This is a genomic window from Basfia succiniciproducens (genome assembly GCF_011455875.1).
GTDB lineage: Bacteria > Pseudomonadota > Gammaproteobacteria > Enterobacterales > Pasteurellaceae > Basfia > Basfia succiniciproducens.
This window is the reverse complement of sequence record NZ_CP015031.1, coordinates 1,815,183-1,828,951: the sequence shown is the minus strand read 5'-3', so window position 1 is coordinate 1,828,951 and position 13,769 is coordinate 1,815,183. Positions and strand designations below refer to the sequence as shown.

Annotated in this window: 8 protein-coding genes, 2 tRNA genes and 3 rRNA genes; 8 read left to right on the top strand and 5 right to left on the bottom strand. The window is 43.1% G+C overall.

What is annotated here, in order from left to right:
- Positions 1 to 14 precede the first annotated feature (14 nt).
- From A4G13_RS08510 to A4G13_RS08500, 3 genes are all read right to left on the bottom strand, one after another.
- Complete coding sequence (locus A4G13_RS08510; RefSeq protein WP_090656127.1) at positions 15 to 815, bottom strand: PTS mannose/fructose/sorbose transporter subunit IIC; 801 nt, start codon at positions 813 to 815, stop codon at positions 15 to 17.
- A gap of 16 nt (positions 816 to 831) precedes the next feature.
- Positions 832 to 1,797, bottom strand: coding sequence for a mannose/fructose/sorbose PTS transporter subunit IIA (locus A4G13_RS08505; protein WP_090656130.1), 966 nt, complete (start codon positions 1,795 to 1,797; stop codon positions 832 to 834).
- Between the two features lie 275 nt (positions 1,798 to 2,072).
- Entirely contained in the window at positions 2,073 to 2,630 is a 558-nt protein-coding gene (locus tag A4G13_RS08500) for an RBBP9/YdeN family alpha/beta hydrolase (RefSeq protein ID WP_090656133.1), read from the bottom strand.
- 307 nt (positions 2,631 to 2,937) lie between these two features.
- Between A4G13_RS08500 and A4G13_RS08495 the strand changes: the two genes are divergently transcribed.
- The 8 genes from A4G13_RS08495 (at position 2,938) to A4G13_RS08460 (ending at position 11,591) form a co-directional block, all read left to right on the top strand.
- Positions 2,938 to 4,440, top strand: coding sequence for a sodium-dependent transporter (locus tag A4G13_RS08495; protein ID WP_090656136.1), 1,503 nt, complete (start codon positions 2,938 to 2,940; stop codon positions 4,438 to 4,440).
- A gap of 1 nt (position 4,441) precedes the next feature.
- On the top strand, positions 4,442 to 4,534 hold the full coding sequence (locus A4G13_RS08490) for a methionine/alanine import family NSS transporter small subunit (RefSeq protein WP_011201528.1): 93 nt from the start codon (positions 4,442 to 4,444) through the stop codon (positions 4,532 to 4,534).
- Positions 4,535 to 4,898: 364 nt separating this feature from the next.
- Positions 4,899 to 6,441, top strand: a 16S ribosomal RNA gene (locus A4G13_RS08485).
- Between the two features lie 70 nt (positions 6,442 to 6,511).
- Positions 6,512 to 6,588: transfer RNA gene (locus tag A4G13_RS08480), tRNA-Ile, on the top strand.
- A gap of 73 nt (positions 6,589 to 6,661) precedes the next feature.
- Positions 6,662 to 6,737 (top strand) — tRNA-Ala (locus A4G13_RS08475).
- Between the two features lie 249 nt (positions 6,738 to 6,986).
- Positions 6,987 to 9,884: ribosomal RNA gene (locus A4G13_RS08470) — 23S ribosomal RNA — on the top strand.
- Positions 9,885 to 10,046: 162 nt separating this feature from the next.
- Positions 10,047 to 10,162: ribosomal RNA gene (gene rrf / locus A4G13_RS08465) — 5S ribosomal RNA — on the top strand.
- The 16S, 23S and 5S rRNA genes sit together here with 2 tRNA genes alongside, the layout of an rRNA operon.
- A gap of 775 nt (positions 10,163 to 10,937) precedes the next feature.
- Positions 10,938 to 11,591: a TfoX/Sxy family DNA transformation protein gene (locus tag A4G13_RS08460; protein WP_011201448.1), complete on the top strand. Its 654-nt coding sequence runs from the start codon at positions 10,938 to 10,940 to the stop codon at positions 11,589 to 11,591.
- 210 nt (positions 11,592 to 11,801) lie between these two features.
- On the opposite strand, the gene A4G13_RS08455 is transcribed toward A4G13_RS08460, so the two are convergent.
- Both A4G13_RS08455 and A4G13_RS08450 read right to left on the bottom strand, forming a co-directional pair.
- Positions 11,802 to 12,944 carry an NADH-dependent flavin oxidoreductase gene (locus A4G13_RS08455; protein ID WP_090655822.1) on the bottom strand — a complete coding sequence of 381 codons (1,143 nt, stop codon included), beginning with the start codon at positions 12,942 to 12,944 and terminating at the stop codon, positions 11,802 to 11,804.
- A 14-nt stretch (positions 12,945 to 12,958) separates the two neighbouring features.
- The gene (locus A4G13_RS08450) at positions 12,959 to 13,576 is read right to left on the bottom strand and encodes a TetR/AcrR family transcriptional regulator (protein WP_090655819.1); all 618 of its coding nucleotides are present in this window, start codon (positions 13,574 to 13,576) and stop codon (positions 12,959 to 12,961) included.
- Positions 13,577 to 13,769: the final 193 nt, after the last annotated feature.

The window sequence follows — 13,769 nt, the reverse complement described above, 5'->3', positions numbered from 1 at the left end:
AATGTTATTCCTTCTTATAGACCTTCAAGTTCATCATCGGCAAGCTGTTTTTGTGAGGTGCTTGAAGCCGGCAATTGCGCTTGGTTGAAACGCGGATTTAATTGGATATAAATTAAGGCGAGACACGCACCTAGCATACCAAGACCCACTAAGTTGTAGTTAGAGAATGAAGCGATAACGAAACCGATAAAGAAGAACGGCATTAACGCACCCGCACGCATCATATTGATAACCATCGCATAACCAACAACAACGATGAAACCACCGGCAATTTGTAAACCGCGGGTAACCACTTCCGGAATAGCATGTAATGCGGCGGTAACCGTATCCGTACCTGCAACTAAAGCTACGGCTAAAGTCGGAATGGCAACACGTAGCGCTTGTAATGAAAGACCGGCAAAATGGCAAAGTTCAATGCCGCGGAAGTTTGCCTGTGCGGCATAATCATCGGCTTTGTGTTGTAGGAAGATGGTTAATGTACGGACGAAAATGGTCAATACCTGACCGGCTGCCGCAACAGGAATCGCGATGGCAATCGCCGTACCTTTATCCTGACCACCTTTAATTACAAGAATTGCAGCGATAACGGAGGCAAGTGCCGCATCAGGTGCCATTGCCGCACCTACGTTCATCCAGCCCAGCGCCAGCATTTCAAGCGTACCGCCTACAATAATACCGGTTTGCAGGTCGCCTAAAACCAAACCGATTAATGTACAAGCCACTAACGGACGGTGCGTTTGACGTTCGTCAAGAACGGAACCCATACCGCAAATTGCGGCGACAAGGGTTACAAGGATAATTTCCATTGTAGTCATAGTGTTTTCCTTTTAATTAGAACTTAATTTCATCAAGACGTTTTTTATCAAGTGGTTCCTTTTTATTCGCCGCAACTTGTTGAAGCGACATATCCACGCCTAACTCCAATAATTTGTAGAATGCAGCCAGGTCGGTTTGGTTAATTGCGACGGCTTGTGAGATTAATTGATCCCCTTCATTAAAGGTCATCCCGCCCACATTCACATTTCGAATTTTTACACCGCCTTCAATCAAGCGCACGATATCGGAAGGATTGGTAACCAACCAAATGATGTTTTTGCCCGCATATTTTGGGTTGTGCCATACTTTGATCGCTTTATCTACGGTGATGACATAGCCTTTCAAATGTTCAGGCACGATTTGCAGCAGTAATTCGCGGCGGATAGCGTCATTGGCAACTTCGTCGCTAATGGCAAAAATAGCCTCGCATTTCACCGCTTTCGCCCATGAGGTCATTACCTGTCCGTGGATCAGACGGCTGTCGATACGCAATAATGAAATATTCATATTGCCTTTTAAGTTCGGATCTCGAGGTGCGGGTGCCGCCGCCGGTGCGACTTCGGCTTTTACCGCCGGTTTCGTCTCTTCTTTTGGCTGACGAAAAGATTTTACCGCAGCCAAGCCCACTTCTTTCGCCGTTTCGACTAATTCCGGCAGGCTTGCGCCGTCTTTAGCATCCAATACTTCTAATAACATCGGTAAGCTGATACCGGTTACGATATCCGAATTTTCATATTCTGCGGCAACGCGGGCGGCGGCGTTATAAGGGCTGCCGCCGAATAAATCCACAAGGAATAGTACGGGTTCGTTTTCAGGCAAAGTAGCGATAATAGCTTTATATTTCGCGACTAAATCGTCACCGCCTTCACCGGGAAGGAAAGTAACGACATGGGTGTTTTCATCTTCACCGAAAACCATCGCCGCTGAGTTGACGATTTCTTGTGAAAATTTACCATGCGTCGCAACGATAAGATGGGTCATTTTTGCATCTCCATTCGATTAATCATGAGGAATTTTTTAGGTAAAACGTTTCAGCTTGCATTTCAAAAAAAAGCAAACGTTTGCTGGTAGAACTAAGTTTATTCTGATTAAAATTATTAGCAATTGGAATAATATAAAAACATGATCTTGATCACGCTTTTGAGGTAGAAAATTAAGCAAAAAAGTGCGGTTAAAAAATGAAAATTTTTATAATGAGGAAGATTGCCTGATATTCTTAATAAAAATTCCCGATTTTCGACCGCACTTTGTAAAAATTAGCCGTTAAATATATTTAAGCATTCTTTTAATAGCAAAGGAAATTCTGTAAAACCCTGGCGGGCCAGAAAATGCCCGGCATTTTCTACAGTTAAATAAGAGGCTTGTAAATTTGCCGCTAATTTTTGCGTGTATTTGGGGGCGACCACTTCATCATTGGAGGAGCCAATCACAATACGTTGCGGAATATTGGCGATTAATTCCGGGTAATAAATCCGTTGCAGGGTAAAAGATGTGAGCTCGGGCAGATTGTCTAAAGGCTCATCAAAACCGGCCACCAGGATCAAACCTTTAATTTTCTTTTTTTGCCGCTGCAAATAGCGCAAGGTAGCGATACAGCCTAAGCTGTGCCCGATAAACACCGTATTTTCATCACATTGGTTGATATACGTTTGATGGTGAGCCAACCAAATTTGCAGATTCGGCTTAGATGAATCTGGCATATCAAAAATATTCGTATGGATTTGATGAGGAATAAGCTGATTTTTTAACCATTGAAACCAGTGGGACTGCGAATTTGCCGTGTAACCATGGGTAATATAAAGTTGTTTCCGCATAAAAATGTTCCTTTTTTGCTGTTATTTTAGGCGGAGGACGGTGAAATTCCAATAAAATTTCTTTCCAGTATTTTATTCCGTAATTATTGTTCGATTTAGAGCTATAAATTAAAGTTTTTATTAAATTAGATTTAATCTCTACATTTTTTGTTTTATTTAAAATAAAAAACTATAAAAATTATAAAAAATAAATAAAAATAATTCATTTTATAAAAAATTAGCCCGATTATGCTATTGACTAGATGATAGATTGGTTTATATTTCCATTTTCATATTATTCAAATTTTAAATTAAAAGGGCTGTGAGAATGACAAAGTCAAATTCTACACGTGAAACATTTTCGGGGCGTCGCGCCTTTATTTTTGCCGCAATCGGTTCGGCTGTCGGTCTTGGAAACATTTGGCGTTTTCCATATACCACTTATGAAAACGGCGGCGGCGCCTTTATTATTCCTTACTTAATCGCCTTATTAACAGCGGGTATTCCATTATTATTCCTTGATTATGCTATTGGTCATCGCCATCGCGGCGGTGCGCCTTTATCTTACCGCCGTTTCAGTAAACATTTTGAAGCTTTCGGTTGGTGGCAGGTGATGGTGAATGTTATCATTGGCCTGTATTACGCAGTAGTTTTAGGTTGGGCGGCAACTTACACCTATTTCTCATTTACTATGGCGTGGGGTGACAAGCCTATCGATTTCTTTATCGGCGAATTTCTGAAAATGGGCGATATTACACAAGGTGTTAGTTTAGAATTCGTGGGAATGGTAGTCGGTCCGTTAATCGCCGTATGGCTGGTAGCGCTTGGCGTGCTGGCTTTAGGCGTGCAAAAAGGAATTGCCAGAACATCCTCGATTTTAATGCCTGTTTTAGTCATTATGTTCTTAATTTTAGTGATCTCATCCTTATTTTTACCGGGCGCGGCAAAAGGTTTAGATGCGCTATTTACACCGGACTGGTCAAAACTCTCCAACCCGAGCGTTTGGATTGCGGCTTACGGGCAAATCTTCTTCTCGTTATCAATCTGTTTCGGGATTATGATCACTTATGCTTCTTATTTAAAGAAAGAATTTGATTTGACCGGTTCGGGCTTAGTAGTCGGTTTTGCTAACAGTAGCTTTGAATTATTGGCTGGCATTGGCGTATTTGCGGCACTTGGTTTTATGGCTGCGGCATCCGGACACGAAGTGAGCGAAGTGGCGAAAGGCGGTATCGGTTTAGCGTTCTTTGCTTTCCCTACTATTATTAACGAAGCGCCGTTCGGTCAGATTCTTGGCGTGTTATTCTTCGGTTCTTTAACTTTTGCCGCGTTAACTTCATTTATTTCGGTAATCGAAGTTATTATTTCGGCAGTACAGGACAAACTTCGAATTCGTCGGGCTAAAGTGACATTTATTGTGGGTGTACCGATGATGATCGTTTCAACCCTATTATTCGGCACAACAACAGGTCTGCCGATGCTTGATGTGATGGATAAATTCGTCAACTATTTCGGTATTGTCGCGGTCGCCTTTGTTTCGTTAATTGCGATTGTTGCCAATGAAAAATTAGGTTTACTGGGCGATCACCTAAATGAAACCTCTTCCTTTAAAGTCGGTTTTATTTGGCGCTTATGTATCGTTATCACAACGGGTATTCTGGCATTTATGCTATTCAGCGAAGGCGCGAAAGTATTCGCCGAAGGATATGAAGGCTACCCTAGTTGGTTTGTTAACAGCTTTGGTTGGGGAATGGCTGTTATGCTGGTTATCGTCGCCGTGCTGCTTTCACGCTTAAAATGGAAAAACGAAGTTCAGGTTTCGGGGGAATAAAATGAGTACGACAGCAATTATTATGATGATTATTTCCTTAATCGTTATCTGGGGCGGGCTTGCGCTTGCAGTTTTGCGTTTACCAAAGGAATAAAAAAATCAGGAAATTCAGACCGCACTTTTAAAGTGCGGTTTGTTTTTTGATGTTTTTTTGACTGAAAAATAAAAGAATTGCTGAAGTTTTCAGCTAATAGTTAAAAATTTAAATTTTTTGACAAAAAAAGCTTGCAAAGGGAGTCGAAATCCCTATAATACGCCTCACACAACGACGCACCGTTGTGAAAACTAACAACAATCCGGTGCGTCGTTCTTTTTTGCTCTTTAACAACTTATCAGACAATCTGTGTGGGCACTTGAAAGATTCGTTTAAACAAAAAATTTAAACAAGACTTAGAGTGCTGAACAAAGTTAATTTAATTAATGATTTATAGTCAGTATTTTGAGTGATTGAACTTTTTAAATTGAAGAGTTTGATCATGGCTCAGATTGAACGCTGGCGGCAGGCTTAACACATGCAAGTCGAACGGTAGCGGGAGGAAAGCTTGCTTTCTTTGCCGACGAGTGGCGGACGGGTGAGTAATGCTTGGGGATCTGGCTTATGGAGGGGGATAACGACGGGAAACTGTCGCTAATACCGCGTAATATCTTCGGATTAAAGGGTGGGACTTTCGGGCCACCCGCCATAAGATGAGCCCAAGTGGGATTAGGTAGTTGGTGGGGTAAAGGCCTACCAAGCCGACGATCTCTAGCTGGTCTGAGAGGATGACCAGCCACACTGGAACTGAGACACGGTCCAGACTCCTACGGGAGGCAGCAGTGGGGAATATTGCACAATGGGGGGAACCCTGATGCAGCCATGCCGCGTGAATGAAGAAGGCCTTCGGGTTGTAAAGTTCTTTCGGTGACGAGGAAGGTGTTTGTTTTAATAGGACAAGCAATTGACGTTAATCACAGAAGAAGCACCGGCTAACTCCGTGCCAGCAGCCGCGGTAATACGGAGGGTGCGAGCGTTAATCGGAATAACTGGGCGTAAAGGGCATGCAGGCGGACTTTTAAGTGAGATGTGAAAGCCCCGGGCTTAACCTGGGAATTGCATTTCAGACTGGGAGTCTAGAGTACTTTAGGGAGGGGTAGAATTCCACGTGTAGCGGTGAAATGCGTAGAGATGTGGAGGAATACCGAAGGCGAAGGCAGCCCCTTGGGAAGATACTGACGCTCATATGCGAAAGCGTGGGGAGCAAACAGGATTAGATACCCTGGTAGTCCACGCGGTAAACGCTGTCGATTTGGGGATTGGGCTTTAGGCCTGGTGCTCGTAGCTAACGTGATAAATCGACCGCCTGGGGAGTACGGCCGCAAGGTTAAAACTCAAATGAATTGACGGGGGCCCGCACAAGCGGTGGAGCATGTGGTTTAATTCGATGCAACGCGAAGAACCTTACCTACTCTTGACATCCAGAGAATCCTGTAGAGATACGGGAGTGCCTTCGGGAGCTCTGAGACAGGTGCTGCATGGCTGTCGTCAGCTCGTGTTGTGAAATGTTGGGTTAAGTCCCGCAACGAGCGCAACCCTTATCCTTTGTTGCCAGCATGTAAAGATGGGAACTCAAAGGAGACTGCCGGTGACAAACCGGAGGAAGGTGGGGATGACGTCAAGTCATCATGGCCCTTACGAGTAGGGCTACACACGTGCTACAATGGTGCATACAGAGGGCGGCGATACCGCGAGGTAGAGCGAATCTCAGAAAGTGCATCGTAGTCCGGATTGGAGTCTGCAACTCGACTCCATGAAGTCGGAATCGCTAGTAATCGCAAATCAGAATGTTGCGGTGAATACGTTCCCGGGCCTTGTACACACCGCCCGTCACACCATGGGAGTGGGTTGTACCAGAAGTAGATAGCTTAACCTTCGGGGGGGCGTTTACCACGGTATGATTCATGACTGGGGTGAAGTCGTAACAAGGTAACCGTAGGGGAACCTGCGGTTGGATCACCTCCTTACTAAGTTTTAGGCGACTGGCAAGTGTTCACACAGATTGTTTGATAGAAAGAGACAAACCAACATCCTTTTGGGTCTGTAGCTCAGGTGGTTAGAGCGCACCCCTGATAAGGGTGAGGTCGGTGGTTCAAGTCCACTCAGACCCACCACTCAAGCGCGGCGAGGCCGGCTGGACGAGTGAAAGCTAAAAGGAAAGGTTGCACTGTAAGGTGCAAACGGATTGGGGATATAGCTCAGCTGGGAGAGCGCCTGCCTTGCACGCAGGAGGTCAGCGGTTCGATCCCGCTTATCTCCACCAATCATCATGACTAAGTGAATCGAGGGTCAGGCAATGTTCTTGCCGGAATTGACCGGACTTTGTTTATTTAGTCATGATGATAGCCGAAAGGCGTTATCTTTTTGTTCTTTAAAAAATTGGAAACAAGCTGAAAAACTGAGAGATTTTCTGAAAAGAAAGTCTGAGTATAAAAAAATCTTGGCCGAGCAAAAGCGGTCAAGTGTTTAGTAATAACGAACGACACAGGTATAAGAATACTTGAGGTTGTATGGTTAAGTGACTAAGCGTACAAGGTGGATGCCTTGGCAATCAGAGGCGAAGAAGGACGTGCTAATCTGCGAAAAGCTTGGGTGAGTTGATAAGAAGCGTCTAACCCAAGATATCCGAATGGGGAAACCCAGTAGATGAAGAATCTACTATCAATAACCGAATCCATAGGTTATTGAGGCAAACCGGGAGAACTGAAACATCTAAGTACCCCGAGGAAAAGAAATCAACCGAGATTACGTAAGTAGCGGCGAGCGAAAGCGTAAGAGCCTGCAAGTGATAGCATGAGGATTAGAGGAACCGGCTGGGAAGCCGGGCGGCACAGGGTGATAGCCCCGTACTTGAAAATCATTGTGTGGTACTGAGCTTGCGAGAAGTAGGGCGGGACACGAGAAATCCTGTTTGAAGAAGGGGGGACCATCCTCCAAGGCTAAATACTCCTGATTGACCGATAGTGAACCAGTACTGTGAAGGAAAGGCGAAAAGAACCCCGGTGAGGGGAGTGAAATAGAACCTGAAACCTTGTACGTACAAGCAGTGGGAGCCCGCGAGGGTGACTGCGTACCTTTTGTATAATGGGTCAGCGACTTATATTATGTAGCGAGGTTAACCGAATAGGGGAGCCGAAGGGAAACCGAGTCTTAACTGGGCGTCGAGTTGCATGATATAGACCCGAAACCCGGTGATCTAGCCATGGGCAGGTTGAAGGTTGGGTAACACTAACTGGAGGACCGAACCGACTAATGTTGAAAAATTAGCGGATGACCTGTGGCTGGGGGTGAAAGGCCAATCAAACCGGGAGATAGCTGGTTCTCCCCGAAATCTATTTAGGTAGAGCCTTATGTGAATACCTTCGGGGGTAGAGCACTGTTTCGGCTAGGGGGCCATCCCGGCTTACCAACCCGATGCAAACTGCGAATACCGAAGAGTAATGCATAGGAGACACACGGCGGGTGCTAACGTTCGTCGTGGAGAGGGAAACAACCCAGACCGCCAGCTAAGGTCCCAAAGTTTATATTAAGTGGGAAACGAAGTGGGAAGGCTTAGACAGCTAGGATGTTGGCTTAGAAGCAGCCATCATTTAAAGAAAGCGTAATAGCTCACTAGTCGAGTCGGCCTGCGCGGAAGATGTAACGGGGCTCAAATATAGCACCGAAGCTGCGGCATCAGTGGAAACACTGTTGGGTAGGGGAGCGTCGTGTAAGCGGAAGAAGGTGGTTCGAGAGGGCTGCTGGACGTATCACGAGTGCGAATGCTGACATAAGTAACGATAAAACGGGTGAAAAACCCGTTCGCCGGAAGACCAAGGGTTCCTGTCCAACGTTAATCGGGGCAGGGTGAGTCGGCCCCTAAGGCGAGGCTGAAGAGCGTAGTCGATGGGAAACGGGTTAATATTCCCGTACTTGTTATAATTGCGATGTGGGGACGGAGTAGGTTAGGTTATCGACCTGTTGGAAATGGTCGTTTAAGTTGGTAGGTGGAGCGTTTAGGCAAATCCGGACGCTTATCAACACCGAGAGATGATGACGAGGCGCTAAGGTGCCGAAGTAACCGATACCACACTTCCAGGAAAAGCCACTAAGCGTCAGATTATAATAAACCGTACTATAAACCGACACAGGTGGTCAGGTAGAGAATACTCAGGCGCTTGAGAGAACTCGGGTGAAGGAACTAGGCAAAATAGCACCGTAACTTCGGGAGAAGGTGCGCCGGCGTAGATTGTAGAGGTATACCCTTGAAGGTTGAACCGGTCGAAGATACCAGCTGGCTGCAACTGTTTATTAAAAACACAGCACTCTGCAAACACGAAAGTGGACGTATAGGGTGTGATGCCTGCCCGGTGCTGGAAGGTTAATTGATGGCGTTATCGCAAGAGAAGCGCCTGATCGAAGCCCCAGTAAACGGCGGCCGTAACTATAACGGTCCTAAGGTAGCGAAATTCCTTGTCGGGTAAGTTCCGACCTGCACGAATGGCATAATGATGGCCAGGCTGTCTCCACCCGAGACTCAGTGAAATTGAAATCGCCGTGAAGATGCGGTGTACCCGCGGCTAGACGGAAAGACCCCGTGAACCTTTACTATAGCTTGACACTGAACCTTGAATTTTGATGTGTAGGATAGGTGGGAGGCTTTGAAGCGGTAACGCCAGTTATCGTGGAGCCATCCTTGAAATACCACCCTTTAACGTTTGATGTTCTAACGAAGTGCCTGGAACGGGTACTCGGACAGTGTCTGGTGGGTAGTTTGACTGGGGCGGTCTCCTCCCAAAGAGTAACGGAGGAGCACGAAGGTTTGCTAATGACGGTCGGACATCGTCAGGTTAGTGCAATGGTATAAGCAAGCTTAACTGCGAGACGGACAAGTCGAGCAGGTGCGAAAGCAGGTCATAGTGATCCGGTGGTTCTGAATGGAAGGGCCATCGCTCAACGGATAAAAGGTACTCCGGGGATAACAGGCTGATACCGCCCAAGAGTTCATATCGACGGCGGTGTTTGGCACCTCGATGTCGGCTCATCACATCCTGGGGCTGAAGTAGGTCCCAAGGGTATGGCTGTTCGCCATTTAAAGTGGTACGCGAGCTGGGTTTAAAACGTCGTGAGACAGTTTGGTCCCTATCTGCCGTGGGCGTTGGAGAATTGAGAGGGACTGCTCCTAGTACGAGAGGACCGGAGTGGACGCATCACTGGTGTTCCGGTTGTGTCGCCAGACGCATTGCCGGGTAGCTACATGCGGAAGAGATAAGTGCTGAAAGCATCTAAGCACGAAACTTGCCTCGAGATGAGTTCTCCCAGTATTTAATACTGTAAGGGTTGTTGGAGACGACGACGTAGATAGGCCGGGTGTGTAAGCGTTGCGAGACGTTGAGCTAACCGGTACTAATTGCCCGAGAGGCTTAGCCATACAACGCTCAAGTGTTTTTGGTAGTGAAAGTTATTACGGAATAAGTAAGTAGTCAGGGAATCGGCTTGTTTTTAATTTTAGAGAATAGAAGAGTAGAAGACTAGAAGTAGGCTAGTGATAGCGGAGAGAAGAATCCGCGGTCAGTATCTGAAACGGAATTATCCTGGCGGCGATAGTGCAGTGGTCCCACCTGAATCCATGCCGAACTCAGAAGTGAAACGCTGTTATGCCGATGGTAGTGTGGGGTATCCCCATGTGAGAGTAGGTCACCGCCAGGTTGTTATGAAGAGAGGCCCCCATCGAGAGATGAGGGCTTTTTTTTGTGCTTGTGCTCACACCCATACCTACTAACTGAACCGGCGCGTCATCACCGCCATTGACGCGCGTAGGCGCAAAACTGTAGGAAAATTTACCGCACTTTTTATGTAATTTTGGCTATCAAAAAACAACTTAATTAAGGTAAGCAATAGGTATACCTGCTATCCTGTCCGCTTTCCAATCATCTAAATGTTCTTGAGCATCACTTTATGAGTGATATTCGTAAGTAGTGATTAATCGAAATCTTTCCACTTCTCTCTAACTTATGATGCCGCAATTTTCGCATTACTTTTGTTGAGCTATGTGATAAGCCCTTTTTCATCAAATAATTCTGCTAGTCCCGCATAAATTTCCCGATAGATAACAGTACCAATAAAATATTGCTTTTTCTCTTATTTCAAACGGTTTAAAATTTTCTCGGGAGACTAATATTCCGCGCAGAATTTTTATAAAATAGTCAATGTGTTTAAAAAAATATAAAAAATATTTCCTGCCTTTTATGCAAGATACCAAAACGCTAAAAAATTTAATGTATTAATTGATCATTTTATGATCAATTTTTTTCAGGATTTACCTAAATAAATTTTAATTTTGCGATACGGATCGCAAAATTAAACGTAAAACTACACTATTTTTATAAGTTTATGGTATAACTCTATTCAGGTAATAAACCTAAATCAAAATCACTATCTTTTTTATCTTTTTTATCAACAGATTAAAGGAAATAATCGAGTTATGAATAGAACAAACAAAGATACACAATGGATAAGAACCATTCTGAATAGTTTTCTTGAAAATGAAGTGACCGCTAAACATCTGTTTGTAGGATATGGTCTGTTTTATAGAAAAGTAATGTTTGGTATTGTTATAGATGACAATTTCTTTTTAAAAGCTGAAAACCAGCTTGTAGAATATGTGGAGAAGCTTGGAGCTGTATCCTGGGATATATTCAACAAAAATACCAATTTAGCAATTTCAAGTTATTATCGTTTACCTAGAGCTTTGGTTGATAATGAAGAAGAATTTAAAACTTTAGTAATTTTATCTATTAAACAGCAGCAAAGAAAAATTTTAGATTTAAATATTGCTAAAAAAGAAAGAATAAAGGAGTTACCCAATTTATCCATTAAGCATGAAAGGTTATTGGCAAAAATAGGGATTAATAATGTCAAAGAATTTAAATCAGCAGGAATTTCTAATTGTTTTGTAAAATTAAAAGTTCACGGGTTTTCGGTTAATGTTGAGTTATTTTGGCTATTTCAAGCGGCATTGAAAAATAAGCATGTAAGTTTATTAACTAAATCCGAAAAAAAGAGTGCTTTATTAGTTTTGAACAGAAAATTAGTTGAAGCCGGTTTTAGAGAAATTAAACATGAATGTTTAATTTAAGTATTTAATAAGACCATAAATTTGGTTACAACTAACTAACAACTTGTTGTAAAAAATGAGAGTTTCCGCTAGGGAACTCTCATTTTTATTACAACCAGATATAAAGTTTAGCATACAGTAATTATATAACTATGCTCGTTTATACAAGTTTATTCCTGTAGATCTGTGATCAGATGAAAAATCCGAAAATTTTACCGCACTTTTATTTAATTAAATATCTAATGGACTCCAAGGTTTTCCTTTTACCGGTGGCAACCATGCCTGTGTGGCACTCATGGTTGCATTCCATAGGAAGTCCGGGAAACCATAATGATCCACTTGATTTTCATCCACTTCTGTAATTAATTGATTTTCCTGTCCGTTTAAGATCATAGTAGCGATTTTCGGGTTAACCATTACGGTTTTACCCAAGGCAATGAATTCAGCCCAACCGGTTTGATAAGCTTCTAAAATTTGCTGGGCGGTAAATAAGTTACCCACACCAATTAGCGGCAATTTTCCGCCGATACGTTCATGTACCAACTGTAAACGAGCCGTGTTGGAATCTGCACCTCGACGGGCTTTTTTGTAGAAATCCCAAAGTGATATGTGTAAATATTGTAACGGTTTTTCTTTTAAGACATCAACTAATGCAAGGGTATCTTCCATAGTTAAACCTAATTCTTCAGGTTCTTCCGGAGAAAAACGATAGCCGATAATAAAATCGTCACGTTGATGCTTTATTTTAGCCGCAATTACCGCATCAATTACCGCTAACGGGAAACGCATACGATTTTCACGCGAACCGCCCCATTCATCGGTACGGCGATTTGAATGACCCGAGTAGAATTGCTGAATTAGGTAATTGTTTGCGCCGTGAATTTCTACACCGTCAAAACCTGCTTGAATGGCAAGATCTGCAGCATTGCCGAAAGCGTCAATTAAAGTGTGGATTTCTTCAATAGTTGCGGCTCGAGTACCGGATTCTTCGTCGGCGCTGGCTGAAATTTTATCTTTGCCGTTTAATAATTCGGTAATTGCCTGTTTACCACCGTGATGAATTTGTAAAATTGCTTTTGCACCTTGCGCTTTAATAATATCCGCAGTGGCTTTCAAACTTGGTAATTGGCTTGTGTGAATAGCTTCCGGTTGACCGTGGAATGCTTTACCGCCATTTTGGACTAAGGTTGCGGCAAGAATAAACATTCCCATGTCACCGGCACGATTTGATATAAAGCGATGTTCTTGCTCGCCCAATGTACCGTCCGTATTTGAACCGAAGTGGGTCATCGGGGCAACCACTAAGCGGTTTTTAATTTCTACACCGTTATTTAAGGTGTAAGGTTGAAATAATGGACTGAAAATAGGATTCATAAAGGATTTCCTTGTTAAATTAATTTAGGGAGTAATAAGCCGGCTTTCGATGCCACTTTTAATAAATCATCTTTACTTGTACCGGCTTGAGCTTGTATGGCAATACCATATAAATAAGTTTGTAAAGCTAGCGCTAATGCTGGAATATCGGTTTGCGACGGTAATTGTTTATCCACAATCGCTCGTTTCAAGCGGTTCTCAAAACGTTTTAAAATATCGGACTTTAACTGTTTCATGTGTTGTTGAATTTTAGTTTCTTCCGCCGATAAATTTAATGTAGCAACAGCACTTAAACAGCCGCCGGGCGTATTTGCTACTGTCACTACGTTAACAGAGTCCCGGAAGAATATATGAATCGCCCGATGAATATCTTTTTCAACATCCATTTTGGCATAGATAACATCCCAATAAACCCGACGATAGTAATCTAATATTTCAATAAAAAATTGTGATTTATTACCAAAGGCAGCATATAAACTTGGCGGATTTATGTTAATTGCATTACATAAATCCGCAATCGAGGTATTTGTATAACCTTGATTCCAAAAAACAAAAAGCGCCGATTCTAACGCTTTTTCTCTATCAAAAGTTCTAGGTCTACCTTTTTGCTTCGGTGATAATTTCTGTTCCATGTTTTAGAGTTATCTTAATTATTTATGTATTAATTATTACATAAATAGTGACGGATAACAATATATTGATTTTTATGAAAAATACCAATATCGTTCACTTTTTAAACAAAAATTATTTTCATATATTTTCCAATAATTTGATCTAGATAACATTTTTTAGGTATCTTTTGTCCTATAATGCGAAACATTAGTT